The organism is Blastococcus sp. TML/M2B, from assembly GCF_016612865.1.
In the GTDB taxonomy this organism is placed as follows: Bacteria; Actinomycetota; Actinomycetes; order Mycobacteriales; family Geodermatophilaceae; genus Blastococcus.
The window spans coordinates 799,494-823,600 of sequence record NZ_JAENZZ010000001.1 but is presented as its reverse complement, the minus strand read 5'-3'; the positions used below and the strand labels follow the sequence as shown (position 1 = coordinate 823,600).

The following is a 24,107-nucleotide window of genomic DNA, read 5'->3' as shown; positions in this document are numbered from 1 at the left end:
CGCATGGATGCGGCTTTCCTCGGCTTGATCATCATCGTCGTGGTGGCGCTGGCGTTCGACTACACCAACGGCTTCCACGACGCGGCCAACGCGATCGCCGTCGCGGTGTCGACCAAGGCGCTCACCCCGCGCGTCGCCCTGGCCCTCGCGGCGGTCATGAACCTGGTCGGGGCGCTGCTCTCCACCGAGGTCGCCAAGACCGTCGGCGCCGGGATCATCGACCCTCCCGAAGGCAACAACGGGCTGGAGATCGTGTTCGCCGCACTGGTGGGCGCGATCGTCTGGAACCTGATCACCTGGTGGTACGGCATCCCGTCGTCGTCCTCCCACGCGCTGATCGGCGGCCTCGTGGGTGCGGCGCTGGCCGCGGCGCACTCCGTGCAGTGGATGGGCGTCCTGGACAAGGTCGTCATCCCGATGATCGTGTCGCCGCTGGTCGGCTTCGGTCTCGGCTACCTCTTCATGCTGACGATCCTCTGGACCTTCCGGCGCGCCAACCAGCACCGGGCCAACCGCAACTTCCGGTACGCCCAGATCATCAGCTCGGCGACCATGGCGCTGGGCCACGGCATGCAGGACGCCCAGAAGACGATGGGCATCATCACGCTGGCGCTGTTCACCGCCGGCGAGATCGACGACTTCACCGTCCCGTTCTGGGTGGTGCTGGCCGCGGCCGGCGCCATCAGCGCCGGCACGTACGCCGGCGGCTTCCGCATCATGCGCACCCTGGGCCGCGGGATCATCCAGCTCACGCCCGCCGGCGGCTTCGCCGCGCAGACGGTGGCGTCCGGCGTGATGGTCACGACCGCGACGGTCTTCGCCGTCCCGGTGTCGACGACGCACATCACGACCACCTCGATCATGGGCGTGGGCTCGACGCGGCGGCTGTCCGCGGTCCGCTGGGGCGTGGCCGGCAACATCGTCGTCGCCTGGGTCGTGACCCTGCCGGCCGCCGCCGCGGTCGCCGCCGTCGCCTTCTTCATCACCGACTTCGCGGTCGGCTAGGACCCCTCCGGTGGCCGGGCCCGCTGACGCCGCTCCGTCCACCGTCGCCCTGGGGACGGCGTCGGGCCGGTGGCTGCTCAGCGCCACGGTGCTCGCCTCGGGCATGGCGTTCCTCGACGCCACCGCCGTCCAGGTCGCCCTGCCCACGCTGGGTCGCGAGCTCGGCGCGTCGCTGTCGGACCTGCAGTGGATCATCAACGGCTACACGCTGCCGCTGGCCGCGCTGATCCTGCTCGGCGGCTCGCTCGGTGACCGCTACGGGCGGCGGCGGGTCTTCCTCGTCGGCGTCGCCTGGTTCGCCGCCGCCTCGCTGCTCTGCGGGCTGGCGCAGTCCCCGGGCCAGCTGATCGCCGCCCGCGCGCTCCAGGGCGTCGGCGGCGCGCTGCTGACCCCGGGCAGCCTCGCGCTCATCCAGGCCTCGTTCCGCCCCAGCGACCGCGCGCCCGCGATCGGGGTGTGGTCGTCGCTGTCCGGCGTCGCGGGGCTGGTCGGGCCGTTCCTGGGCGGCGCGCTCATCGACCTGGTCAGCTGGCGGCTGGTCTTCCTGCTCAACGTGCCGCTGGCGCTGTTCGTCGTCGCCGTCGCCGGGCGGCACGTGCCCGAGAGCCGGGACCCCGGCCCGCACGGCCGCTTCGACGCCCCCGGCGCGCTGCTGGGTGCGGTCGCCCTCGGCGCGCTCACCTACGCGCTCATCACCGCCGGCGAGCAGGGCGGCCCCGCCGTCGTCGTCTCCGCCGTCGTCGCGGCCGGTACCGGGGCGCTGTTCGTCGTCCGCGAGCGGCGCACGCCCTCCCCCATGCTGCCGCCGCGGCTGTTCGCCGACCGGCAGTTCACCGGCGCCAACCTGACCACCCTGGCCGTCTACGGGGCGCTCGGGGGCAGCTCGCTGTTCCTAGTGCTCCAGCTGCAGGGCGTGCTCGGCTACGGCGCCACCGCGGCGGGGGCCGCGACCCTGCCGACCATCCTGCTGATCACGCTGCTGTCCCCCCGCGCCGGTGCGCTGGCGACCCGGATCGGGCCGCGGCTGCCGATGAGCGCCGGCCCGCTGACCGTCGCCGTCGGCACGCTGCTGCTGGTCGGGGTGGACGGCGGGAGCCCGTACTGGCTGGAGGTGCTGCCCGGCACCGTCCTGCAGGGGCTGGGGATGGCGCTGACCGTGGCGCCGCTGACCGCCAGCGTCCTGGGCGCGGCGCCCGACGCCCTGGCCGGGGTGGCCAGCGGCGTGAACAACGCGGTGGCGCGCGCCGCGCAACTGCTCACGGTCGCCGCGCTCCCCGTGGTCGTGGGGCTCTCCGGCGCGGACTACGTCGACCCCGAGGCGCTCACCGGCGGTTACCGGGCGGCCATGGCCGTGTGCGCGGGCCTGTTCGCGGTCGGGGCAGCCGGGGCGTGGATGACGATCCGCAACGACCTCCTGCGCGAGCCGTCCCACTGACCGGAACGGGCCGTACGCCTAAGTGCATCGGTCTGGTAGACATAGCGCCGTGACGCGACCGACGACGCTGCTCCTGGTGAGCCGCCTGCACGTCGACCTGCTGCGCGTCTGCACCGCCGCCTGTCCGGGCCGCTGACCTCCCGCGCCGTACCCGGCGCCGTTCGTACTCGCTCTCCCGTGGGCCCCCGCGCGCCCGCGCCCCTCCTCGCGACCCGGAGTCCGTTCCCGTGAAGACGCTCGTCCTGCTCGCCCTCGTGGGCCTCGGCGCCCAGCTCGTCGACGGCAGCCTCGGCATGGCCTACGGCGCCACGTCGTCGACCCTGCTGCTCGCCATCGGCACCAGCCCCGCCGCCGCCTCCGCCACGATCCACCTCGCGGAGATCGGGACCACGCTGACCTCCGGCCTCGCGCACTGGAAGTTCGGCAACGTCGACTGGAAGGTCGTCGCGAAGATCGGCATCCCCGGCGCGGTCGGCGCCTTCGCCGGCGCCACCGTGCTGTCGAACCTGTCCACCGAGGTCGCCGCCCCGGTGATGTCGCTCATCCTGCTGGCCCTCGGCATCTACCTGCTGATCCGGTTCACCCTCCGCGGGATCAACCGGCGCAACCTCGGCAAGCCGGTCCGCACGCGCTTCCTCGGCCCGCTGGGCCTGGTGGCCGGCTTCGTCGACGCGACCGGCGGTGGCGGATGGGGGCCGGTCGGCACGCCGGCCCTGCTGGCCAGCGGACGGATGGAGCCCCGCAAGGTCATCGGCTCGGTGAGCACCGCCGAGTTCCTCGTCGCGCTGGCCGCCAGCCTCGGCTTCCTCTTCGCGCTCGGCTCGCAGGGCATCGACTTCACCTGGGTGGCCGCCCTGCTGATCGGCGGCTCGATCGCCGCGCCGCTCGCGGCCTGGCTGGTGCGGCACATCCCGCCGCGGATGCTCGGCTCGCTGGTCGGCGGCCTCATCGTGCTGACCAACACCCGGACGCTGCTCAAGAGCGACTGGATCGACGCCGACGACGCCACCCGCTACGCCGTCTACGCGGTGCTCTACGTGATCTGGGCGCTGGCGGTCACGCACTCGTTCCGCCAGTACCGCCAGGAGGCCGCGCTCGAGTCCGCGGACGCCCTCACCGCCGAAGCCGAGGCGGCCGCGGTCAGCGAGGCGGCCGCGGCTGCTGCCGGGGACCGCAACGTCGTCGTCGAGGTGGCCGAGTCCGCGGTCGAGCCGGTGCCCGCCGGCCGGCCCAGCGCCCCGCGCGACTGACGCCGCTCCCCGCACGACGCACGCGAGGCCCCTCCCGGCACTGCCGGGAGGGGCCTCGCCTCGTCCTGGGGGCGCTCAGACCGCCCGGCGGTACGCCTGCGGGACCTGCGGCAGCGGCGTGGACCGCGCGGCGGCCAGGACCATCTGCGGCGAGCGGGGCAGCCCGCGGCGGGTGCACAGCCGCAGCGCGCGGGCGCCGGTGAGGACGTCGGTCTCCGGCGGCACGACGAGCAGGTCGGCGCGCCGGGCGCCGCCGTCCCAGGTCAGGCAGACCACGAGCGGGTCCATGCTGCGGAAGCCGCCGGTGCGCACGACGCGGTCGCGGACGACGAGCTTGCGGGCGGTGGGCCGGTCCCAGGCGTCCAGCGAGTAGGTGAAGCGCTCGATCCGCACCCCGCGGCGGTCGAGCTCGGCGGATGAGCTCGGGCAGCTCGGCCTCGAGGTCGTGGCTGCGCGGGAACCACGCGCCGTCGAAGGCGGAGCCGCCGTCACCGGCGCCTTCCCGCAGGCTCACCCGGACATCGATCCCGCCCCGGAAGCTGTTCTCCACCGGAGCCGTTCGGGTGATCGTCGTCATGCGTGCGGCCGCCTCTCGTGCACTCGTCCCCCGGAGTCATGACCCATGACCCCGAGGAGAACGTAGGCGTCGCGACACACCCGCCCCACGGACCACACGACCGGCGCGCCGCACCCCTGCGGCCGGTCATCACGATTCGTGACCTCCCGACCACTCCCCCTCGGCTCTTCTCGGGGAAAGCAGGGAGGGCCCCCGGCGCGATGCGCCGGGGGCCCTCCGTGAGCCGGTCGATCAGACGGGCTTGGGCTTCTTGTTCTTCGCCTTGCCGCGCTCGGTCTGGTCGAGCACGACCTTGCGGATGCGGACGGTGGCCGGGGTGACCTCGACGCACTCGTCCTCGGCGCAGAACTCCAGCGCCTGCTCCAGGTTCAGGATCCGCGGCGGCACCAGGCGCTCGAGCTCCTCGGAGGTGCTCTTGCGCATGTTGGTGAGCTTCTTCTCCTTGGTGATGTTCACGTCCATGTCGTCCGGACGGGAGTTCTCACCGACGATCATGCCCTCGTAGACCTCGGTGCCGGGCTGGACCATGAGCTGGCCGCGCTCCTGCAGCGAGAACATCGAGTACGTCGTCGCCACGCCCTGGCGGTCGGCGACCAGCGAGCCGGTCGGGCGGGCGCGCATGTCGCCCAGCCACGGCTCGTAGCCCTCGAGGTTGTGGTTGAGGACGCCGGTACCGCGGGTCTCGGTGAGGAACTCGGTGCGGAACCCGATGAGCCCGCGGGACGGGACCATGTACTCCATCCGCGCCCAGCCGGTGTCGTGGTGCACCAGGTTCTCCAGGCGGCCGCGGCGGGTGGCCAGCGCCTGGGTCAGCGTGCCGACGTACTCGCCGGGGGTGTCGATGGTGACCCGCTCGACCGGCTCGTGCAGCTTGCCGTCGATCGTCTTGGTGACGACGGTGGGCCGGCCGACCGTGAGCTCGAACTCCTCGCGGCGAAGCTGCTCGACGAGGATGGCCAGCGCCAGCTCGCCACGGCCCTGCATCTCCCAGGTGTCGGGGCGGTCGGTCTGCAGCATGCGGACCGACACGTTGCCGACGAGCTCCTGGTCGAGCCGGTTCTTGATCAGGCGGGCGGTGAGCTTCTTGCCCGACTTGCCCGACAGCGGCGAGGTGTTGATCCCGATGGTGATCGAGATCGACGGCTCGTCGACGGTGAGCGGGGGCAGCGGGCGCGGGTCGCTCGGGTCGGCGAGGGTGTCGCCGATCATGACGTCCTCGATGCCGGCGATGGCCACGAGCTCGCCCGGGCCGGCGCTCGCGGCCGGGGTGCGGGTGAGGCCCTCGGTGACCAGCAGCTCGGTGATCTTGACGTTCTTGATGGTGCCGTCGGTGCGGCACCAGGCGACCTGCTGGCCGCTCTTCATCTCACCGGAGTGGATGCGCAGCAGGGCCAGGCGGCCGAGGTAGGGCGAGGCGTCGAGGTTGGTGACCTGCGCGCGCAGCGGCTCCTCGGCGTCGTAGACCGGCGCCGGGACGGTGTCCAGCAGCGTCTTGACCAGCGGGGCGAGGTCCTCGCTGTCGGGCTCCTCGCCGTTCTCCGGGCGGGTCAGCGACGCCTTCCCGGAGCGGCCGCTGCAGTAGACGATCGGGAACTCGAGGGCGGAGGCGTCGAGGCCGGCGTCCTCCATCAGCTCCATGAACAGCTCGTAGCACTCGTCGACGACCTCGGCGATGCGCGCGTCGGAGCGGTCGGTCTTGTTGACCGCGAGGATGACCGGCATCCCCTTGCCCAGCGCCTTGCGCAGCACGAAGCGGGTCTGCGGGAGCGGGCCTTCGGAGGCGTCGACGAGCAGGCAGACGCCGTCGACCATCGACAGGCCGCGCTCGACCTCGCCACCGAAGTCGGCGTGACCGGGGGTGTCGACGATGTTGACGACGACGGGGTTGCCGTTCTCGTCGGCCAGGTGGATGGCGGTGTTCTTCGCCAGGATGGTGATGCCGCGTTCGCGCTCGAGGTCCATCGAGTCCATCACGCGGTCCTGCGTGGTGTCGTTGTCCGTCCCCTCGCCCTTGGCGCGCCCGAGGGCGCCTGCCTGGCGGAGGAGGGCGTCGACCAGGGTCGTCTTGCCGTGGTCGACGTGAGCGATGATCGCCACGTTGCGCAGGTCGTCGCGGGTGGGCATGCGGAAGGGCACCTCAGAAGGGTTTCGGGGGACGCCGCTGCGTCAGCGCGCGGCATCTCGTTCAACGGCCGCCGGCCCGGCGACCTTCCCAGAGTAGTCGCTCAACCGACGGGCGAGCCCTCGCGCGGGGCATCGGCCACCCCGAAGGTGACCCCCGCAGCGGTCAGAGTGACCAGACTCACCGCCAGCCAGGCCGACATCCCGACCCCGATGGCCAGCACGTGGGCCAGCACGAAAGCGCCGACGTAGAGGGCGGCGAGCGCGACGGCGGTGGCCGGCCCCCTCCGGCGCAGCCACAGCACCCCGGCCGCGAGCCCGGCGGCGGCGAACACCGCGCCGCCCAGCGCCCGGATGCCGGTGCCCTGCGCGAGACCGAACCCGGCGGCCAGGCCGACGGCGACGAGGACGGCGGACGGGAACCGGGTGCGGACGAGGCTGCTGGTCGTCATGCCCCCAGTGTCCCCGACCCGCCCCGCTGGGATCAGGTCACCTGATCATGGCGCTTCCTCCCTCGTGGTGTGCGGTGAGGGAGGACGCGCTCCGGTGAGGGAGGACGCGCTCCGGTGAGGGAGGACGCGAGAGGCCCCGGACGCACGATGCGTCCGGGGCCTCTCGGGGAGAGCGGGGGTGATCAGGCGGCGCGGAGCACGGCCTCGATCTCGAGCTCGACGTTGATCTTGTCGCCGACGACGACGCCGCCGCCGTCCATGGGCATGTCGATGTCGACGCCGAAGGCGGAGCGGGAGATGACGGTCTTGGCGCTGAAGCCGGCGCGCGTGCCGCCGTAGGCGTCCGGGCCGAAGCCGTTGAGCTCGAGCTCCAGGGTGACCGGCTTGGTGATGCCCTTGAGGGTCAGGTCGCCCTCGATGGTCCAGTCCTCGCCCTTGGCGACGACGGCCGTCGAGCGGAAGGTCATGACGGTGTGGTTGCCCACGTCGAAGAAGTCGGCGGAGCGGATGTGCGCGTCACGCTGCTCCTGACGGGTGTCGATGGAGTCCATGTCGATCGTGGCGGTGACCGACGACTGCGCCGGGTCCTCGGCGGTCACGAGCACGCCGGAGAACTCGCGGAAGTAGCCACGGACCTTGCTGACCATCATGTGGCGGACGGAGAAGCCCACGGTCGAGTGGCTGGCGTCGATGTCCCAGGTGCCGACGACGTAACCGGGGATCTGTCGGAGCGTGCTGGTCATGGTGTCCTCCATGTCGTTGAGCGTTTGACCTTCTTGCTCGAGCCTAGCGTAGTTGAGCGCTGAACTATTCCGCCGGTAGGATGTCGGCATGACCGCGCACGTGTCGCCCGCCCCGGACAGCGTCCCGACCGCCGCCGCCCGCTGGCTGGACGCCGACGAGCAGCGCGCCTGGCGGGCCTGGCTCTACAGCGCGCAGCTGCTGCAGGACCGCCTCGACCGCGAGCTCACCCAGGCCACCGGCATCTCCCACGCGTACTACGAGATCCTCGTGGCGCTCTCCGAGGCCGACGACCGCCGAATGCGGATGAGCGAGCTCGCCGACCGCTGCCTCTCCTCCCGCAGCCGGCTCTCGCACGCGGTCTCCCGCCTCGAGGAGCGCGGCTGGGTGCGCCGGCAGACCTGTGCCGAGGACGGTCGCGGCCAGCTCGCCGTCCTCACCGACGAGGGGTTCGGCGCACTGGAGGCGGCCGCGCCGATCCACGTCGAGAGCGTCCGCACCCACCTGTTCGACCAGCTCAGCCCGCAGCAGGTCGAGAACATGCGGGACCTCGGCGAGACGCTGCTCGCCCACCTGGACGAGACCGCGCTGCGCCCCCTCCGCTGACGAGCACCTGTTCCCGAGCGGTGCGGTGGGGCGACCGGATCAGTCGCCGGGCGCCAGGTCCGGCGGCGGCGCCGGCCAGCGCGGCACCCCGGCGATCGGGCCGTCACCGAGCGGCGCGGTGAACTCCGCCGGCCGCTTCTCCAGGAACGCCGCCACGCCCTCGGCGCTGTCGGCGCCCTCGCCGAGCTCCACGACGGCGCGCGAGTCCGCGCGGTGCGCGTCCCAGGGCGACGGCGCTCCGAGCATCGACCACAGCAGCTGGCGGGCGGCGCCGACGGCGACCCCGCTGGTGTTGACGACGATCTCGCGGGCCAGGGCGTACGCGGTCGGCAGCAGCTCCTCGTCCGGGACGACGCGGGAGACCAGCCCGCCACGCAGCGCCTCGGCGGCGTCGAAGACCCGGCCGGTGGCCACCCACTCCATCGCCTGGCTGATCCCCACGACCCGGGGCAGGAACCACGACGAAGCAGCCTCGGGTGGGAGGCCGACCCGGCCGAAGACGAAGCCGAACCGCGCCGACTCGGCGGCGATCCGGATGTCCATGGGCAGCGTGAGGGTCGCGCCGACGCCCACCGCCGGCCCGTTGACCGCGGCGATGACCGGCTTGCGGAGGGCGGCGAAGGCCAGCGCGGAGACCCCGCCGGCGTCCCGGCGGTAGCCGCCGATCGTCTGCCGCAGCGGACCCTCGGGCAGCACCCGGTCCCGCCGGTCGGCGAAGCTGGTGGGCCCGCCGGAGAGGTCGGCACCCGCGCAGAAGCCGCGGCCCGAGCCGGTGACGACGACCACGCGCACGTCGTCGTCAGCATCGGCGGCGGCCGCCACCCGGGTCAGCTCGGCGGCCATGGTGGGCGTGAAGGCGTTCAGCCGGTCCGGTCGGTGCAGGTGCACGGTGGCGATCCGGTCGGCGACCTCGTAGCGGAGCTCGGTGAGTTCCAACGCCATCTCCCGTCCTGGTGCGCACGCCGCCGACCGGACTTTCGGTACCGAAAGTCCCTCCCCCGACCGGACTTTCGGTACCGAAAGTCCCTCCCCCGACCGGACTTTCGGTACCGGAAGTCCGGGGGCGGGGTCGCGGGCAGCCTGGCACCGGTGAGGAACGGCAGTCAACGGTGACTGTCGGAAGCCGCCGTCCGCGCCTAGGTTCGAGCCATGACCGTCCTCGAGCAGCCGACGGGGCCCCGGTCCCGGTCCGCGCGCACCGCCGGGAGCAGGCTGCTGATCCTCGACGCGGCGGTCGCCTGCCTGGTGGAGGACGGCTACGCCGGCGCCTCGACCCTGGCGGTCCAGGCGCGGGCCGGCGTCTCGCGCGGCCGGCTGCTGCACCACTTCCCCTCGCGGGCCGAGCTGCTCGTGGCCGCCGCCGACCACCTGGCGACGACGAAGCTCGACGAGGTGCGCGAGCGCTCGGTGGCGCTCATGGCCGACGGGCCCACCGGCCGCGAGCGGGTGGACCGCGCCATCGACCTCATGTGGGCCACGTTCCAGGAGCCGCCGTTCTGGGCGGCGGCCGAGCTGTGGACGGCGGCGCGCACCGACCCCGCCCTGCGCGCGGCGCTGCGCGGCGGCGAGGGCCGGCTGCGCGCGGCGATGAGCGCCGTCGGCGACGGCATCTGGGGCCCGGAGTTCGCCGCCTCGCCGGTCTACCCCGACCTCACCGAGCTGCTGTTCACCAGCATGCGCGGGGTGGCGCTCGTCTACGCCTTCGAGGAGCGGCCGGCGGCCACCGATCCGCACCTCCCGGTCTGGAAGCGGCTGGCCGCCCGCCTGCTGGGCCTCGACGCCGAGGCTTGACCCCCCGGCCGGTCCCGGCCAGCATGACGCAGATCACACCCGGCCCCACCCCGAGGAGACTGCGTGACCGTCGAGATCCCCGTCCTGCAGGGCCGCGGCATGACCCTGAGCGACCAGCTCGCGCGGCACGCCCGCACGATCCCCGACGCCACGGCGCTGCGCTTCGACGGGGCGGGCCGCACCTACGGCGAGCTCGACCGGCGGGTGACCCGGCTGGCCCGCGCCCTGCGCGAGCGCGGCGTCGGCCAGGGCGACCGCGTCGCGGTGCTGGCGCTCAACGGGATGGAAACCTGGGAGGCCTACCTCGCCGGCGTGCGCCTGGGCGCGATCGTCGTCCCGGTCAACTTCCGGCTGGTGCCCGACGAGGTCGCCTACGTGCTCACCGACTCCGGCGCGGTGGCGCTCGTCGTCGACACCGCCCTGGCCGAGGTCGGCGAGAAGGCGCGGGCGCAGTCGCCGTCGGTGACCAGCACGCTGGTGATCGGCGGGGACTACGAGGACGCGCTGGCCGCCGCCGGCGACGAGCCGCTCGACGTCGTCGTCGCCGAGGAGGACCCGGCCTTCCTCATGTACACCTCGGGGACCACCGGCCGGCCGAAGGGCGCGGTGCTCACCCACCGCAACCTGCTCATGCACGTGTTCAGCCAGCTGGCCACCCTCGGCTCGGACCCCGAGGACCGGGTCGGCGTGCCCGGCGCGCCGCTGTTCCACATCGCCGGGCTCGCCGGCGGGATGCCGCCGCTGCTGCTGGGCGGCACGCACGTGATCATCCGGTCCGGCTCGTTCGACCCGGCCGAGACGCTGGACATGATGGAGCGGGAGAAGGTCTCCAACATCTTCCTGGTGCCCGCGATGTGGGCCGCCGTCCTCGCCGTCCCCGACCTCGCGGAGCGCGACCTCTCGCACCTGCGGCGGATCTCCTGGGGCGCGGCGCCGGCCTCCACCACGCTGCTGCGCGGGCTGATCGAGGCGTTCCCGCAGGCCGAGGTGATCACCGCCTTCGGGCAGACCGAGTGCAGCCCGGTCACCTGCCTGCTGCGCGGCGAGGACTCGGTGCGCAAGATCGGCTCGATCGGCACCCCGATCCTCAACGTCGAGGTCCGGGTGGTGGACGACGCGATGCAGGACGTCCCCCGCGGCGAGGTGGGCGAGATCGTCTACCGCAGCCCGATGGTGATGAAGGAGTACTGGGGCAAGCCGGAGGCGACGGCGGAAGCGTTCCACGGCGGCTGGTTCCACTCCGGCGACCTCGTGCGCCAGGACGAGGACGGCTACTTCTACGTCGTCGACCGCAAGAAGGACATGATCATCTCCGGCGGGGAGAACATCTACTGCGCCGAGGTCGAGGACGTGCTCGCCGCGCACCCCAAGGTCGCCGAGGTCGCGCTCATCGGCGTCCCGGACGCGAAGTACGGCGAGGCGCCGCTGGCCGTCGTCGCCCCGCGGGACGCCGAGGACCCGCCGACCTCCGAGGAGCTCGCGGCGTGGTGCCGGGAGCGGCTGGCGCGCTACAAGAACCCGCGTGAGTACTCCGTCGTCGGCGCGCTGCCCCGCAACCCGAGCGGCAAGGTGCTCAAGACGGCGCTGCGCCAGGAGCACTCCGCCGGCTCGCTGGTCGCCGAGCCGGTCGTCTAGCGGTCAGCCGGTCCAGGCCTCGGCCACCCGCTCGAGCACCGTCGCGGCCTGGGCCCGGCCGGCGCGCGCCGACCCCGCGCGCGCCGCGGGGTCGAGCACGTTGCGGCCGATCGCGGCCCTGCTGCCCTGGTCCGGCGAGACGACGGCGACCCGCGCGGACACCATCCCGGTCACCTGCGCGTCGACGCTGGTGATCGGCCCGATGCCGCGCGCGATGGGGGCGAGCACGACCAGCCGGTCGTAGCCCTGGGCGAGGTCGGCGTTGGCCGCCGAGCGCATCCCGCCGTCGACGTAGCGCCGCCCGTCGATGGTGACCGGCGGGTAGACGCCCGGGACGGCGCAGCTCGCGGCGACCGCCTGGACCAGCGGGACTCCGGAGTCGCGGTCGAACGCGCGGAACTCCCCCGTGGCGGCGTCGACCGCGGTGACGGTCAGCTGCCGCTCGGGCCAGTCGCGACCGACCAGCCGCCCGCCGATGACGTCGAGCCGCTCCTGCTCGGTCGGTGTCAGCCCGGCCTTCTCCGCGGCCAGCGCCACCTGCCCGACCCGGCGGCGGAACTCCTCGTCGCGGCCGCGGCTGACCAGCATCGCCCAGGCGTAGCGGGCCAGGTTCGCCCGCGACATGCGCGCCACCTTCTCCTGCGCCGGCGGCTCGAGCTGGCGGGCGTACATCGCCTCGAGCTCGGCGCCGCTTGTCACCTGCGCACCGACCACCGACCCGGCCGACGTGCCGACGACGAGGTCGGCGGTGGTGAGGTCGACGCCGGCCTCGGCCAGACCGGCCAGCAGGCCGATCTCCCAGGCGATGCCGGTGATGCCGCCGCCGCCGAGGACGAGGGCCGTGCGCTGGTCGCTCATCCACTGATGGTCACAGACGCTCGACAGCCCGTGTGGTGTGGGCCACCCTGTCGGGGGTGTCCCGACCGGGGAGCACCGCCACGAAGGGATGGGCATGACCGCACCGCAGCCGGCACCCGACACGACGACCGCGAGCTGGCCCCCGGGGCTGCCGCGGTCGCTGGACTACCCCGCGGTGCCGGTGGGCTCGATCCTCCGGGCGGGCGTCCGGCGGTGGGGCGACCGGACGGCCTTCATCCAGCACGACCGGCCGATCACCTTCACCGAGCTCGGCGAGCGGGCGCACGCCGTCGCCGGCTGGCTGGCCGACCACGGCATCGGCCGCGGCGACGTCGTCGCCCTGCACATCCCGAACTGCCTGCAGTACCCGGCGCTCTACTTCGGGATCATGCTGTCGGGGGCGACCTTCTCCCCCACCAACCCGCTGCTCCCGGCCGCCGACCTCGCCGCGCAGCTCACCGACGCCGGCGCCACCGCGCTGATCACCTGGGACCAGGTGCTGCCGCTGGTGCGCCCGGCACTGGCCGCCTCCCCCGTCACGACGGTCATCGTCACCGGCGACGTGCACGCCCGGGACTTCACCGCCCGCCTCGACCTCGCCGACGGCGACGTCGACGCCGCCGACCTGCTGGGCGGCGACCCCACCGACCGGCACCTCGACGCCGCGGTCGACGTGGACACCGACCTGGCGCACCTCGCCTACACCGGCGGCACGACCGGCGTCAGCAAGGGCGTCGAGATCCTGCACCGCAACGTCGTCACCAACGTGCTGCAGTCGGCGTGCTGGAGCAACGGCGCGCTGCCGGAGCTCGACGAGCACGGCGACGTCACGGTCCGCCAGGTGTGCAGCGCCGAGGAGTACCCGGTGCCGCTGGGCACCGTCCGGATCATCAACCTGACGCCCTGGTTCCACGCGATGGGCGCCGTCGGCTACCTCAACGGCATGGTGCTCAGCGGCACCACCGTGGTCATCCACGCCCGGTTCGACCCGGCCGCCTATGTCGCGGACATGGCCCGATACGACGTCACCTCGATCGGCGGTGCGCCGCCGATCTTCGTGGCGCTGCTCCAGGTGCCCGCCTTCACCGAGGGCGACTGGTCCGGCGTGCGCGGCGTCTCCAGCGGCGCGGCCCCCCTGCCGGTCCCGCTGATCGAGAAGCTCAAGGCGACGCTGCCCAACGCCAAGATCGGCGAGGGCTACGGGCTGACCGAGGTCACGATGATGGCCACGAGCAACCCGTCCTTCCTCTCCGGGACACGCAAGCCGGGCACCGTCGGCGTGCCGGTCTTCGACACCGAGATCAGCATCCGCTCGCTGGAGACCGGCGAGGCCCTGCCGCAGGGCGAGCGCGGCGAGGTCTGCATCCGCGGCCCGCAGGTCATGCGCGGCTACGCCGGACGGCCCGAGGCCACCGCGGAGGTCATCGACGCCGACGGCTGGTTCCACACCGGCGACGTCGGCATCCTCGACGAGGACGGCTACCTGGCGATCGTCGACCGCACCAAGGACATGCTGATCTTCAAGGGCTACACCGTGTACCCGCGCGAGCTGGAGGAGATCCTCTTCGGCGTCCCGGGCGTGGCCGGTGCCGCCGTCGTCGGCCGCCCCGACGAGGAGGCCGGCGAGCTGCCGGTCGCCTACATCGTGCGCAAGGACGACGCCGCGGGCGCCGCGCTTACCCTCGAGTCGGTGCTCGCCACGGTGAACGACCGGGTGACGCACTACAAGCGGCTGCGCGACGTCGTCTTCATCGACGCCATCCCGGTCTCCGCCGCCGGCAAGGTGCTCAAGCGCGAGCTCGCCGCCCTGGAGCGCGAGAAGGTCGGCGGCTGACGCCGACCCCCTGTCCACCCGCAGCCGCCCCGACCGGGTCCTGACCCGTTCGGGGCGGTTCGCGCGCGCCCGGCGCCGCGGCTCACTACTGTCCGCGGCGTGGGCAGCGAGTGGGAGGGCAGCGAGACCGAGCACACCGGTGTCCGCATCGCCCACGAGGAGATCTCCCCGGTCCGCCAGGTGCTGCGCCGGGTGTGGATCGCGGCGCTCGTGCTCGTCGCCGTCGTCCTCGTGGTCTACCTCGACCGCGACGGCTACCGCGACGGCGACGAGGTCGGCCTCTCGCTGCTCGACGCGACCTACTACGCGACGGTCACCCTCTCCACGACCGGCTACGGCGACATCACGCCGGTCACGCCCGAGGCGCGCCTGGTCAACATCATCCTGATCACGCCGCTGCGGATCATGTTCCTGATCGTCCTCATCGGGACGACCCTCGAGGCGCTCACCGCGCGCTCGCGGGAGGAGTTCCGCATCCACCGCTGGAGGTCCCGCGTGCGCCAGCACGTCATCGTGTGCGGCTACGGCACCAAGGGCCGCAGCGCCATCCGCTCGCTGATCGCCAACGGGACGCCCCCGGACAAGATCGTCGTCGTCGACCCGGAGCCGCGCGCCATCGACGAGGCGAACTCCGTCGGTCTCACCGGCATCGTCGGCGACGCCGGCCGCACCGAGGTGCTGCGCAGGGCCTCGGTCGAGCGGGCCCGCGCGGTCATCGTCGCCGCGAACCGGGACGACGCCGCGGTCATGATCACCCTCACCGTGCGGCAGCTGAACCCGAGCGTGCCGATCACCACCAGCGTCCGGGAGGAGGAGAACGCCAACCTGCTCCGCCAGTCCGGCGCCGACACCGTCATCACCACCTCGGCCACCTCCGGCCGGCTGCTCGGGCTCTCCACGGACGCGCCGCGGGTGGTGTCGGTGGTCGAGGACCTCGTCACCGGCGGGCAGGGCCTCGACCTGCACCAGCGCACCGCGCAGGCCAGCGAGGTGGGGCTGGGCCCGCGCGACCTGCGCGACATCGTCCTGTCGGTCACCCGCGGCGGCCGCACCCTGCGCTTCGACGACCCGCTGATCGGCACCCTCCAGCCCGAGGACGTCCTGGTCGTGGTGAAGGCCCACGAGCCGGGGAAGCCGGCTCAGCCCCTCTCGCAGTCCTGATCCCGCTCAGGCGGGAGCGCGCACCCAGGTGGTGGTCGCCTCGTCGCGCCCGCGGAGGGTGACCTCGGCGCCGCGGACCCACTGCTCCCGCTCATCGGGCGGGGCGCCGAGCACCGTCGGCCCGCTGGCGACCGCGCGGCCGGGGTGGTCCTTGGCCAGCTCGGTCAGCCGGGCCGCCTCGTTCACCGGGTCGCCGATGACCGTGTACTCCAGCCGGCTGGCCGCCCCGACCTGGCCGGCCCACACCGGGCCGCAGGCGACGCCCACGCCGACGTCGACCTCGCCGGCCACGGCGACGGCGTCGCAGATCCGCCGGGCCGCCCGCAGCGCCGCGCCCGCCGGGTCCGGGTGGTCGGTCGGGGCGCCGAACACGCACAGCGCGGCGTCGCCCTCGAACTTGTTCACCAGCCCGCCCTCCTCCTCCACGGTCTCGACGACGACGGCGAAGAACCGGTTGAGCAGGCCGACCATCTGCTCGGGCCCGGTGCGGCGCACCAGCGACGTCGAGCCGGCGATGTCCACGAACAGGGCGGCGACGACCCGCTCCTCACCGCCCAGACTCACGCCGGTCCGCAGCGCCTCCTGGGCCACCGTCGTCCCCACGTGCCGGCCGAACAGGTCGCGCAGCCGCTCGCGCTCGGCGAGCCCGGCGACCATCGTGTTCACGCCCTCCTGGAGCAGCCCGATCTCACCGGCGTCGTCCACCAGCACGTCGACGCCGTAGTCGCCCCGCCCGACCTGCTGCACCGCCCGGCGCAGCTCGCGCAGCGGCTGCCCGACGGCGCGGGCGGTCAGCAGCGTCGCGAGTGCCCCGACGAGCAGCGCGACGACGACGAGGAAGACCACCGCCGCCTCTCCCGGCCCGTCGGGGTCGCTCGGGTCGAGGAACAGCAGGACGACGCCGAGCATGGGCACGCCGCTGGTCAGCGCCCAGGTGAGCAGCAGGCGCGGCCGCACGCCCAGGACCAGCGCGCCGACCGGCGGGTGCGCGGCCAGCGCGATCGCGGTGACCGCTCGCGCGGCGCGGGCGGTGAGCAGGTAGGTGACACCGGCGGTGACGACGCCGCCCAGCGTCACCACCACCGCGACGCGCAGCCCCACCAGCGGCTCGGGGAAGAGCATGGCCACGACCGTCGACATCAGCACGGCGGCGACCAGCCAGATCGCGGCGGCGACGAGCGCGACGTCCAGCGGCAGGCGCAGCGCCTGCCCGGCCTCGGCCGGGGTCGGCTCGCGGCGCTGCAGGAGCCAGCGCGTGGTGGACCGCTGGCGCCGCAGGCCCGCGAGACCGCCGGCCGGCAGGGCGAGGACGAGGTAGGCCACCGCGGTCCAGAGCACCTCCGTCCGGCCGGTCCGCCCGCTGCCGTCGTCGACGCCCAGGAGCAGGAGGACGACGGTGCCGACCCCCACCAGGTTCGCCACGATGACCAGCAGCGCGATGAACGGGACGGCGGACCTGCCGCTGGGGGCCCACTCCGCCCACGCGGCGGCCCGGGCCACCGGAACCGGCCACGGGCTCCCGTCCGAGGTCATGACCTGCGCAACGACACCCCGGGCATCCCGGTTCCGCCCCGTCCCCCGATCGTGCTCACCGCCACCTCCCCCGTTGATCATCGTCATAAGGCTGGTCGACACGCCGTCGGGCCCGACCACCTGACGATGATCAACGGGGAGACGGGGGAAGCAGGGACGGCGAGCCGGTGGTGCACAAGCGGTTCGACGACTCCTTCGAGGAGACCGAGCTGGAGCAGCGGCTGGCCGAGCGCGGGTGGGCCGGCTGCTGGTCACCGGGGCGCAGACCGACGCCTGCATCCGCGCCACGCTGCACGGCGCGCTGGTGCGCGGGTACGACACGACGCTGGTGGAGGACGCGCACACCACCGAGGACCTCCGCCGCTTCGGCATGCCGATCGGGCCGGAGGACGCGATCGCCTGCACGAACACCTACTGGCGCTACACCGAGGCGCCCGGCCGGGCGACGGCGGTGACCCCGGCCGCGGAGGTGGAGCTCGCGCCGGCCTGACCGGTCAGCCCCGGGCGATCTCCTCGACGATCCGCTTCGCCGCGGACCGGCCCTCGGGCGCGGGCACCAGCGGGTAGACGTGCACCGCGCCGGGGCAGACGGTCACCTCCAGCGCGGCACCGGCGGCCGCGCCGCGCTCCTGGAGCAGGAGGACGTCGGGCAGGCACAGCTCGGCGGTGCCGACGTAGACCTCCATCGGCGCCAGCCCGCCGAGCTCGCCGTTGATCGGGCTGAGCCGGGGCTGGATGGGGTCGTCGCCGCCGGCCCACGCCTTGCCCGCCTCCACGGTGCCGTCGATGTTCAGCCACGGGTCGCGGGGCTCGAGCGCCGGCAGGTCCGGGTGGCTCAGCGTGAGGTCCAGCCACGGCGAGAGGAGCACGAGCCGGCGCGGCTGCGGCAGGCCCGCCTCGGCCAGCGTCTGGGCGAAGCCGAGCGCCAGACCGCCGCCGGCCGAGTCGCCGGCGACGGTGACCGCCGAGGCGTCGACCTCGGCCAGCAGCTCGCGGTACACCTCGGTGACGAAGGGATAGGCCTCGCGGTAGGTGTGCTGCGGCCCCAGCCCGTAGAGCGGCACCTCGACGCGGACGCCGGCATCGGCCAGCTTCGAGATCAGCGCCCAGTGCTGCTTCGCGATCTCGCTGACGTAGGACCCCCCGTGCAGGTAGACGACCGCCCGGCCGGTGCCCCCGTCGCGCGGCGCCACCGTGGTGCACGGGAACCCCTGCACCGAGCGGGTGCGCACGTGGTGCCGGCGCAGCAGGGCCGTCGGCGGCGCGGTGGAGCCCTTCGGCTCGGCGATGCGCTTCCGCGCCCGCTCGACCGTTGCCATCCGCGGCTTGCGGGTGAGCCGCAGGACCACGGAGATCGCGCGCATCTGCAGGCTGGCCATGGATGCGGATCCTCTCCCGTGCCGGACGTGCGTGCGGCGCACCCTATGCGGCCGCACCGCTAGGGTGGCGCGGCCCACCGGAGCAGCCCGCTGCCCTGCCCCGACCCGGAGGTCCACGTGCCGCAGTCCGCCCGCTCCACGGCCGCGCGGCGCCGCCGCCGGATCGACGCCTGGGTCATCGTGCTGGCCGCCGTGGTCGTCGCCGTCGTCGCCTTCGCGGTGGCCGCGCTGGCCGGCGGCGAGCGGGTCGCCCGGATCTGGGTGAGCGCCACGATCGCCGAGGATGGCAGCGCGCGGATCGTCGAGGTCATCGACTACGACTTCGGCGTCGAGGAGCGGCGCGGCATCTACCGCGACGTGCCCGGGCTGCGTGCCGACGACCCGGTGGAGGTCACCTCGCCCGACGCCCCGGCCGACGTCGTCGTCACCGGGGAAAACCCGGTCCGGCTGCGCATCGGCGACCCCGACGTCACGATCACCGGGCAGCACCGCTACGAGCTGAGCTACACCCTGGACGGCGTCAGCCGCGGCGGCCGGCTGGCCTGGGACGCCGTCGGCACCGGCTGGGAGGTGCCCGTCGACGAGGTCGAGGTGCACGTGCTCGGCGCGGTGGAGCTCGTCGCCGACGGGTGCGCCACCGGGGAGGGCGGCTCGAACGCCGACTGCCCCATGCGCCTGGAGGCGCCGGGCCACCTCGTCGCCCGGGTCGACGGGCTGGACGCCGGCGAGGGCGTGACCGTCTTCGCGACCGAGGGCCGCCCCCTCGACGCCGCACCGCCCGCGCCGGCCGCGCCCAGCGCGGCACCGGAGGACCCGGGCACCGACCCGGTGGTCCCCGCCGCGCTCGCCGGGCTGCTGGCGCTCGCGGCCGGCGCGCTGGTGTCCCGGGTGGTGCGGCAGGCCGGCCGGGAGCACGTGCCCAGCTCGTGGCTGCCCACCGTCGTCGCCCCCGGCGGCGAGGCCCGGATCGACTTCGAGCAGCTCGGTGGGTTCGCGATGCCCTCACCGTCGATACCCCGGGACCTCACGCCCGCGCAGGGCGGGGTGCTGCTGTCCGGCTCCGTGGCCGAGCGGCACAAGGCGGCCTGGCTGCTGCAGCTCGCCGTCACCGGCGTCCTCGACCTGGAGCCGGCACCGGACGGCGGGAAGGCGACCACCCTCGTCCGCCTGCGGGACGGCGAGCCCACCGACGCCCGGCTGCTCGACCTCGCCCTCGACGGCCGCGACCGGCTGCGGCTGGGCAGCTACGACGAGTCCTTCGCCGCCGCCTGGTCGGCCCTCGGGACGGAGCTCGCCGGCTGGCAGCAGAGCTCCGGCATGTGGGACGCCGCGGCCGACCGGCGCTCGGTCCGGGTGCGCTGGTTCGGGGTGCTCGCCGCGCTGGTCGGGCTCGTCGTCCTCGGGGTGGGCGCGTGGCTGTCGAACGGGCCCGGCGTCGCCCCGGTGGTGCTGGCCGCGCTCGGCGGCGTGCTCGCCGGCGGCGGGGCGGCCGCGGCGCTGCGCGGCTGGGAGCTGCGCGTGCTCACGCCGCAGGGCTCCTCCACCTGGCTGCGGGTGGAGGCGCTGCGCCGGTACCTCGCCGAGTGCGCCCCGACGGCGATCGACGACGCTCTCGCCGAGGGCACGCTCGGCGACTACAGCGCGTGGGCCCTCGCCCTCGGCGAGGCCGAGCGGTGGTCGAAGCTCGCGACGTCGGTGCGGACCCGCGCCGGCCGCGGCGGGTACGACGACCGGCACTGGTACTACGCGTCCTCGGGCCCGGTCTTCGTCTCCACCTTCGCCGGCGCGAGCACCGCGCCGTCGTCGTCCTCGTCGTCCGGCGGCTCGGGCAGCGTCGGCGGCGGGGCCGGCGGTGGTGGCGGGGGTTCCTGGTAGCCACCACCGCCGCGCCCTCACATGTCGCGGTAGCGGACCGCCGCGTGGAGGCCCCTGCGCAGCCAGTCCTCCTTGACCGGGCGCCCGGGCTGGGAGAAGACGGCGTAGGCCTTGGTGTCGCGCTGGTAGCGCCAGCCCTCGGCCAGCGGGCCGACGTCGTAGGCGTCGTAGCCGATCGCGTCGAGGAAGTCGGTCACCGTCTTCTTGGCGCCCTCGTCGTCCCCGGCGATGGCGAGCACCGAGCGGTCGGGGTCCCCGGCGGGCTTGGCCAGCGGCACCATGCCGGCGGCGGGCACGTTGTTGAAGCACTTCACCACGTGCGATTCCGGCAGGTGCGCCTGCAGCAGCTCGTCTGACCGTCGTCGACTCGTCGTCGAGCTCGGCGATCTGCCCGTCGCGCTGCGGGTAGTAGTTGTTGGTGTCGATGACGACCTTGCCGCGCAGCGGCTCGACCGGCACCTCCCGGTAGGCCTTGAGCGGCACGGTGACGACGACGAGGTCGCCCGCCTCCGCCGCCTCGGCGGGCGTCGCGGCCCGCGCCTTCGGGCCGAGCTCGGCGACCAGGTCGGAGAGGGTCTCCGGCCCCCGGCTGTTGCTGAGCACCACGTCGTAGCCGGCGGCGACCGCCAGCCGTGCGATGCCGCTGCCGATGAGTCCGCTGCCGATGAGCCCGAGAGTCGTCATGACCGTGCCAAGCCAGGTGTGGCGGAGGTCATTCCCGGTCCCGCCTGCGCGACCGGGCCGGTCAGAGGTCCCGGCGGTGCTCGGCGCGATCCTCGACGGCGCCGTGCCGGATCAGGCTGACGACGGCCAGCCCCAGACCGCCCCAGATGACGAGCATCGCCACCAGCATCATCACGATCGCGGATGCGCTCATCGCGTTCCTCCCTCGGAGCCGGCGTCCGCCGGGCCGCCGGCCGGCGCGTGCAGGGGTGCGGCCGGGTCGGAGCCCGGTGGTGGCCCGTCCAGGTGCGTGCCGGCGCGCCAGGGCAGCCGGGCCACGAGGAAGCCGACGACCGGCAGGACGACGACCAGGCCCCAGCCGAAGACCAGCAGCAGCCAGTCCGGATAGCCCTCGTAGGCGGCCTCGAGGTCGTCCTTCAGCGCGAAGCCGAGGACCAGCGCGAGGCCGACCGGGGCGACGAGGCTGACCAGCACCCGCCACCCGGCGCCGATGCGGGGGCGGCCGTGCACGTTGAGGTGCCCGCTCAGGTCGGTCAGGGACCGCAGCACCCAGGCGACGACCAGCATGCTCACCAGCGCGACGACGAGGATGCCGTACTGGTTGACGAAGTGGTCGACGACGTCGAGCACGTAGATGCCGCTGGTGGTGCTGAACAGCACCAGGCTGATCACCGCGACCGGCACGGTGACCACGAGGGTGGCGGTGAGCCGGCCGGTGTCGAGCTTGTCGCGGACCGCCGAGATGACGACCTCGAGCACGCTGACCAGCGAGGTGATGCCGGCGATGACCAGCGACCCGAAGAACAGCACGCCGATCAGTGCCCCGGCGGGTGCTTCGCTGATGATCGTCGGGAAGGCGATGAAGGCCAGCCCGATGCCGTCGCTGGCGACCTCGTCGACCGGCACGCCCCCGGTCTGCGCCATGAACCCGAGCGCGGCGAAGACCCCGATGCCGGCCAGCAGCTCGAATCCGGAGTTGGAGAACCCGACGACCAGGCCGGAGCCGATCATGTCCTCGCGGCGGCCGACGTAGGACGCGTACGTGATCATGATGCCGAAGCCGATGGACAGCGAGAAGAAGATCTGGCCGAAGGCGGCCGCCCACACCGACGCCGAGCTCAGCGCCGACCAGTCCGGGGTGAACAGCGCGTCGAGCCCCTCCCCCGCGCCGTCGAGGAACAGCGCCTGCACGACGAGGGCGGCGAAGGCGAGCACCAGGACGGGGATGAAGACCACCGAGGTGGCGCCGATGCCGCGCTGGACGCCGAGCGCCATGATCGCCAGCACCGCCAGCCAGACGACGAGCAGCGGCACGAGGACGCCGACCACGACGTCGGTGGTGATCTCGACGTCGCCGGCCTGGAGGAACTCGCCGAAGAAGAAGCCCTCGGGGTCCTCGCCCCACGCCTCGTCGAGCGAGAAGAACGTGTAGCGCACCGCCCAGGCGATGACCGCCGCGTAGTAGACGGCGATGACCGCGCAGATGCCGACCTGCCACCAGCCGAGGCCCTCGATGCCGCGGCGCAGGCGGGCGAAGGACAGCGGCGCGGAGCCGCGGTGGCGGTGCCCGATCGCGTAGTCCAGCAGCAGGAACGGGATGCCCGCGGTGAGCAGCGCGACGAGGTAGGGCACCACGAAGGCGCCGCCGCCGTTCTCGTAGGCGACATAGGGGGAACCGCCAGATGTTGCCCAGCCCCACCGCCGAGCCGATCGCCGCCAGGATGAACACCCGCCGGGAGCTGAACGCGCCACGGCGCTTCTGCTCCGCGGTCTGACCCGCCGTCCGTTCCACCGACCCGCTCATGCGATCGAGGATGGCAGGAACCGGGCGACTCGGCTGCCGCTGCGGCCGCGCGATCAGCCGGAGCGGACGACCAGGCGGCCGGTGATCTCACCGGCCGCCTGGTCGCGACGCCTCGGGCATCAGCCCGTCGGAGCCAGCCCGTACGCCTCGTGCCAGCGCGTCAGGTCGAAGGAGGGGGCCGATGCCTCCTCTGGCGACGGGCCGCCGGTCCCTGCGAGGATCCTGCGTGCGAGGACGTGGTCGCCCGGGCGGTTGACGGTCTCGACCGCCACCAGCCGGTCGCCGCGGTAGCGCAGGACGCACGTGGCCCGGGGCTCGGGCACGGCCACCTCCACCGCGCTGTCGGTGACCTCGGCCAGGCCCGCGATCTGGATCTTGAGGTCCCCCTGGTCCGACCAGAACCACGGCAGCGCGTCGTAGCCGATCGAGGTGCCCATCAACCGTGCGGCCACGTGCCGGGCCTGGTCGACGGCGTTCTGGACCGACTCGAGGCGGACGCGCCCGCCGGTGTGCGCGCTGGGGAAGCTGGCCGCATCGCCGATGGCCGAGATGTCCGGGTCGCTGGTGAGCAGCCGGTCGTCGACGCGGATGCCGTTCTCGATGGCCAGCCCCGCCTCCTCGGCCAGCACGGTGTCGGGCACCACGCCGATGCCGTAGACGACCAGGTCGGCCGGCAGGCGCCGTCCGTCGCCTGTCTCGACGCCGGTCACCCGGCCCTCGCCGTCGATGGCGGTGAGGGCCTGGCCGAAGTCGAACCGCACGCCCCACTCCTCGTGCGCCCTGCGGATGAACTGCGCCGTGGGCTCCGAGACGGCGCGCGCCATCGGCCGGTCGGCGAGCTCGAGGACGTGCACCGCCGCGCCGTGGGCCGCGGCGACGGCGGCGAACTCCAGACCGATGAACCCGGCGCCGGCGACGACCACCTCGACGCCCTCGCGGATCCGACCGGCGAGCTCGTCGGCGTCCGCGCGGGTCCGCATGCCGATGACGCCGTCGAGGTGCGCCCCGGGGACCGGCAGCTCCCGGTTGCGCGACCCGGTCGCCAGGATCAGGTGGTCGTAGGACAGGGACGGGCCACCGGCCAGGTGGACCTGGTGGCCGGCGCGGTCGATGGCCACCGCGCGGTCGAGCACGAGGTCCACGCGCTGCTTGGCGTACCAGTGCTCCTGACGGAGCAGCAGCTTGCGGGCCTCGAGCCGGCCCAGGAGGTACGCCTTCGACAGGGGCGGGCGCTGGTAGGGCAGGCCCGGCTCCCCGTGGACCAGCGAGATCGATCCCTCGAACCCGCCCTGCCTGAGGGAGGCGGCGGCCTGGGCGCCTCCGGCGCCCGCGCCGACGATGACGACGGACGCCGGAGTCACAGCGG

General features: G+C 73.8%; 22 protein-coding genes and 3 pseudogenes. 10 read left to right on the top strand and 15 right to left on the bottom strand.

The window, feature by feature from the left end; genetic code table 11:
* The first annotated feature begins 3 nt into the window (after positions 1-3).
* From JKP75_RS04005 to JKP75_RS03995, 3 genes are all read left to right on the top strand, one after another.
* Positions 4-1,005, top strand: a complete 1,002-nt coding sequence (locus JKP75_RS04005; protein ID WP_200489086.1) for an inorganic phosphate transporter — start codon at positions 4-6, stop codon at positions 1,003-1,005.
* Positions 1,006-1,015: 10 nt separating this feature from the next.
* Entirely contained in the window at positions 1,016-2,440 is a 1,425-nt protein-coding gene (locus JKP75_RS04000) for an MFS transporter (RefSeq protein ID WP_309229496.1), read from the top strand.
* A 227-nt stretch (positions 2,441-2,667) separates the two neighbouring features.
* Positions 2,668-3,690: a sulfite exporter TauE/SafE family protein gene (locus JKP75_RS03995; RefSeq protein WP_200489087.1), complete on the top strand. Its 1,023-nt coding sequence runs from the start codon at positions 2,668-2,670 to the stop codon at positions 3,688-3,690.
* 75 nt (positions 3,691-3,765) lie between these two features.
* Here the strand turns inward: JKP75_RS03995 and JKP75_RS22465 are convergent, their stop codons facing one another.
* From JKP75_RS22465 to JKP75_RS03975, 5 genes and pseudogenes are all read right to left on the bottom strand, one after another.
* Positions 3,766-4,083 (bottom strand): DUF5994 family protein, encoded by a 318-nt coding sequence (locus JKP75_RS22465; RefSeq protein WP_309229495.1) that lies wholly within the window; start codon positions 4,081-4,083, stop codon positions 3,766-3,768.
* A gap of 67 nt (positions 4,084-4,150) precedes the next feature.
* Positions 4,151-4,267, bottom strand: a pseudogene (locus tag JKP75_RS22460) (hypothetical protein); the annotation flags it as partial.
* Positions 4,268-4,498: 231 nt separating this feature from the next.
* The gene (gene typA / locus JKP75_RS03985) at positions 4,499-6,391 is read right to left on the bottom strand and encodes a translational GTPase TypA (protein ID WP_200492781.1); all 1,893 of its coding nucleotides are present in this window, start codon (positions 6,389-6,391) and stop codon (positions 4,499-4,501) included.
* 101 nt (positions 6,392-6,492) lie between these two features.
* Positions 6,493-6,840, bottom strand: coding sequence for a hypothetical protein (locus JKP75_RS03980; RefSeq protein WP_200489089.1), 348 nt, complete (start codon positions 6,838-6,840; stop codon positions 6,493-6,495).
* Positions 6,841-7,022: 182 nt separating this feature from the next.
* Positions 7,023-7,583, bottom strand: a complete 561-nt coding sequence (locus tag JKP75_RS03975) for a YceI family protein (RefSeq protein WP_200489090.1) — start codon at positions 7,581-7,583, stop codon at positions 7,023-7,025.
* An 88-nt stretch (positions 7,584-7,671) separates the two neighbouring features.
* Between JKP75_RS03975 and JKP75_RS03970 the strand changes: the two genes are divergently transcribed.
* On the top strand, positions 7,672-8,187 hold the full coding sequence (locus JKP75_RS03970) for a MarR family winged helix-turn-helix transcriptional regulator (RefSeq protein ID WP_200489091.1): 516 nt from the start codon (positions 7,672-7,674) through the stop codon (positions 8,185-8,187).
* Positions 8,188-8,226: 39 nt separating this feature from the next.
* Here JKP75_RS03970 and JKP75_RS03965 read toward each other — a convergent pair whose 3' ends face one another.
* Positions 8,227-9,129 (bottom strand): enoyl-CoA hydratase-related protein, encoded by a 903-nt coding sequence (locus tag JKP75_RS03965; protein ID WP_200489092.1) that lies wholly within the window; start codon positions 9,127-9,129, stop codon positions 8,227-8,229.
* A 207-nt stretch (positions 9,130-9,336) separates the two neighbouring features.
* Here JKP75_RS03965 and JKP75_RS03960 point away from each other — a divergent pair, with 207 nt between their 5' ends.
* Positions 9,337-9,978, top strand: a complete 642-nt coding sequence (locus JKP75_RS03960; RefSeq protein ID WP_200489093.1) for a TetR/AcrR family transcriptional regulator — start codon at positions 9,337-9,339, stop codon at positions 9,976-9,978.
* Positions 9,979-10,041: 63 nt separating this feature from the next.
* Positions 10,042-11,613, top strand: coding sequence for a long-chain-fatty-acid--CoA ligase (locus JKP75_RS03955; RefSeq protein WP_200489094.1), 1,572 nt, complete (start codon positions 10,042-10,044; stop codon positions 11,611-11,613).
* Positions 11,614-11,616: 3 nt separating this feature from the next.
* Here the strand turns inward: JKP75_RS03955 and JKP75_RS03950 are convergent, their stop codons facing one another.
* Positions 11,617-12,471 (bottom strand): patatin-like phospholipase family protein, encoded by an 855-nt coding sequence (locus JKP75_RS03950; RefSeq protein ID WP_200489095.1) that lies wholly within the window; start codon positions 12,469-12,471, stop codon positions 11,617-11,619.
* Positions 12,472-12,565: 94 nt separating this feature from the next.
* On the opposite strand from JKP75_RS03950, the gene JKP75_RS03945 reads away from it, so the two are divergent.
* Complete coding sequence (locus tag JKP75_RS03945) at positions 12,566-14,305, top strand: AMP-binding protein (RefSeq protein ID WP_200489096.1); 1,740 nt, start codon at positions 12,566-12,568, stop codon at positions 14,303-14,305.
* Positions 14,306-14,404: 99 nt separating this feature from the next.
* Positions 14,405-15,466, top strand: coding sequence for a TrkA family potassium uptake protein (locus tag JKP75_RS03940; protein ID WP_200489097.1), 1,062 nt, complete (start codon positions 14,405-14,407; stop codon positions 15,464-15,466).
* A 6-nt stretch (positions 15,467-15,472) separates the two neighbouring features.
* On the opposite strand, the gene JKP75_RS03935 is transcribed toward JKP75_RS03940, so the two are convergent.
* A complete protein-coding gene (locus JKP75_RS03935) occupies positions 15,473-16,999 on the bottom strand; it encodes an adenylate/guanylate cyclase domain-containing protein (RefSeq protein ID WP_200489098.1) in 1,527 nt (508 codons plus the stop codon).
* A gap of 235 nt (positions 17,000-17,234) precedes the next feature.
* Between JKP75_RS03935 and JKP75_RS03930 the strand changes: the two genes are divergently transcribed.
* On the top strand, positions 17,235-17,489 hold the full coding sequence (locus JKP75_RS03930; RefSeq protein WP_200489099.1) for an isochorismatase family protein: 255 nt from the start codon (positions 17,235-17,237) through the stop codon (positions 17,487-17,489).
* A gap of 4 nt (positions 17,490-17,493) precedes the next feature.
* Here JKP75_RS03930 and JKP75_RS03925 read toward each other — a convergent pair whose 3' ends face one another.
* Positions 17,494-18,378: an alpha/beta hydrolase fold domain-containing protein gene (locus JKP75_RS03925; protein ID WP_200492780.1), complete on the bottom strand. Its 885-nt coding sequence runs from the start codon at positions 18,376-18,378 to the stop codon at positions 17,494-17,496.
* A 117-nt stretch (positions 18,379-18,495) separates the two neighbouring features.
* Here JKP75_RS03925 and JKP75_RS03920 point away from each other — a divergent pair, with 117 nt between their 5' ends.
* Entirely contained in the window at positions 18,496-20,253 is a 1,758-nt protein-coding gene (locus JKP75_RS03920) for a DUF2207 family protein (RefSeq protein ID WP_200492779.1), read from the top strand.
* A 17-nt stretch (positions 20,254-20,270) separates the two neighbouring features.
* Here the strand turns inward: JKP75_RS03920 and JKP75_RS20455 are convergent, their stop codons facing one another.
* From JKP75_RS20455 to JKP75_RS20440, 6 genes and pseudogenes are all read right to left on the bottom strand, one after another.
* A complete protein-coding gene (locus JKP75_RS20455) occupies positions 20,271-20,567 on the bottom strand; it encodes a hypothetical protein (RefSeq protein WP_242472764.1) in 297 nt (98 codons plus the stop codon).
* A 124-nt stretch (positions 20,568-20,691) separates the two neighbouring features.
* Positions 20,692-20,937 (bottom strand): annotated as a pseudogene (locus JKP75_RS20450) (NAD(P)-binding domain-containing protein); the annotation flags it as partial.
* A 61-nt stretch (positions 20,938-20,998) separates the two neighbouring features.
* The gene (locus tag JKP75_RS03910) at positions 20,999-21,130 is read right to left on the bottom strand and encodes a methionine/alanine import family NSS transporter small subunit (RefSeq protein WP_200489102.1); all 132 of its coding nucleotides are present in this window, start codon (positions 21,128-21,130) and stop codon (positions 20,999-21,001) included.
* Positions 21,127-22,569, bottom strand: a complete 1,443-nt coding sequence (locus JKP75_RS03905) for a sodium-dependent transporter (RefSeq protein WP_309229494.1) — start codon at positions 22,567-22,569, stop codon at positions 21,127-21,129. The genes JKP75_RS03910 and JKP75_RS03905 overlap by 4 nt, the downstream gene beginning before the upstream one ends.
* Before the next feature lie 76 nt (positions 22,570-22,645).
* Positions 22,646-22,741: pseudogene (locus JKP75_RS22455) on the bottom strand (hypothetical protein); the annotation flags it as partial.
* Between the two features lie 119 nt (positions 22,742-22,860).
* Positions 22,861-24,102: an FAD-dependent oxidoreductase gene (locus tag JKP75_RS20440; RefSeq protein ID WP_200489104.1), complete on the bottom strand. Its 1,242-nt coding sequence runs from the start codon at positions 24,100-24,102 to the stop codon at positions 22,861-22,863.
* Positions 24,103-24,107 lie beyond the last annotated feature (5 nt).

Coding starts and splice junctions, on each gene's coding strand:
- JKP75_RS04005 (WP_200489086.1), top strand. CDS start 4: ATGGATGCGGCTTTCCTCGGCTTGATCATCATCGTCGTGGTGGCGCTG.
- typA (WP_200492781.1), bottom strand. CDS start 6,391: ATGCCCACCCGCGACGACCTGCGCAACGTGGCGATCATCGCTCACGTC.
- JKP75_RS03980 (WP_200489089.1), bottom strand. CDS start 6,840: ATGACGACCAGCAGCCTCGTCCGCACCCGGTTCCCGTCCGCCGTCCTC.
- JKP75_RS03975 (WP_200489090.1), bottom strand. CDS start 7,583: ATGACCAGCACGCTCCGACAGATCCCCGGTTACGTCGTCGGCACCTGG.
- JKP75_RS03970 (WP_200489091.1), top strand. CDS start 7,672: ATGACCGCGCACGTGTCGCCCGCCCCGGACAGCGTCCCGACCGCCGCC.
- JKP75_RS03965 (WP_200489092.1), bottom strand. CDS start 9,129: ATGGCGTTGGAACTCACCGAGCTCCGCTACGAGGTCGCCGACCGGATC.
- JKP75_RS03960 (WP_200489093.1), top strand. CDS start 9,337: ATGACCGTCCTCGAGCAGCCGACGGGGCCCCGGTCCCGGTCCGCGCGC.
- JKP75_RS03950 (WP_200489095.1), bottom strand. CDS start 12,471: ATGAGCGACCAGCGCACGGCCCTCGTCCTCGGCGGCGGCGGCATCACC.
- JKP75_RS03945 (WP_200489096.1), top strand. CDS start 12,566: ATGACCGCACCGCAGCCGGCACCCGACACGACGACCGCGAGCTGGCCC.
- JKP75_RS03935 (WP_200489098.1), bottom strand. CDS start 16,999: ATGACCTCGGACGGGAGCCCGTGGCCGGTTCCGGTGGCCCGGGCCGCC.
- JKP75_RS03925 (WP_200492780.1), bottom strand. CDS start 18,378: ATGGCCAGCCTGCAGATGCGCGCGATCTCCGTGGTCCTGCGGCTCACC.
- JKP75_RS03910 (WP_200489102.1), bottom strand. CDS start 21,130: ATGAGCGCATCCGCGATCGTGATGATGCTGGTGGCGATGCTCGTCATC.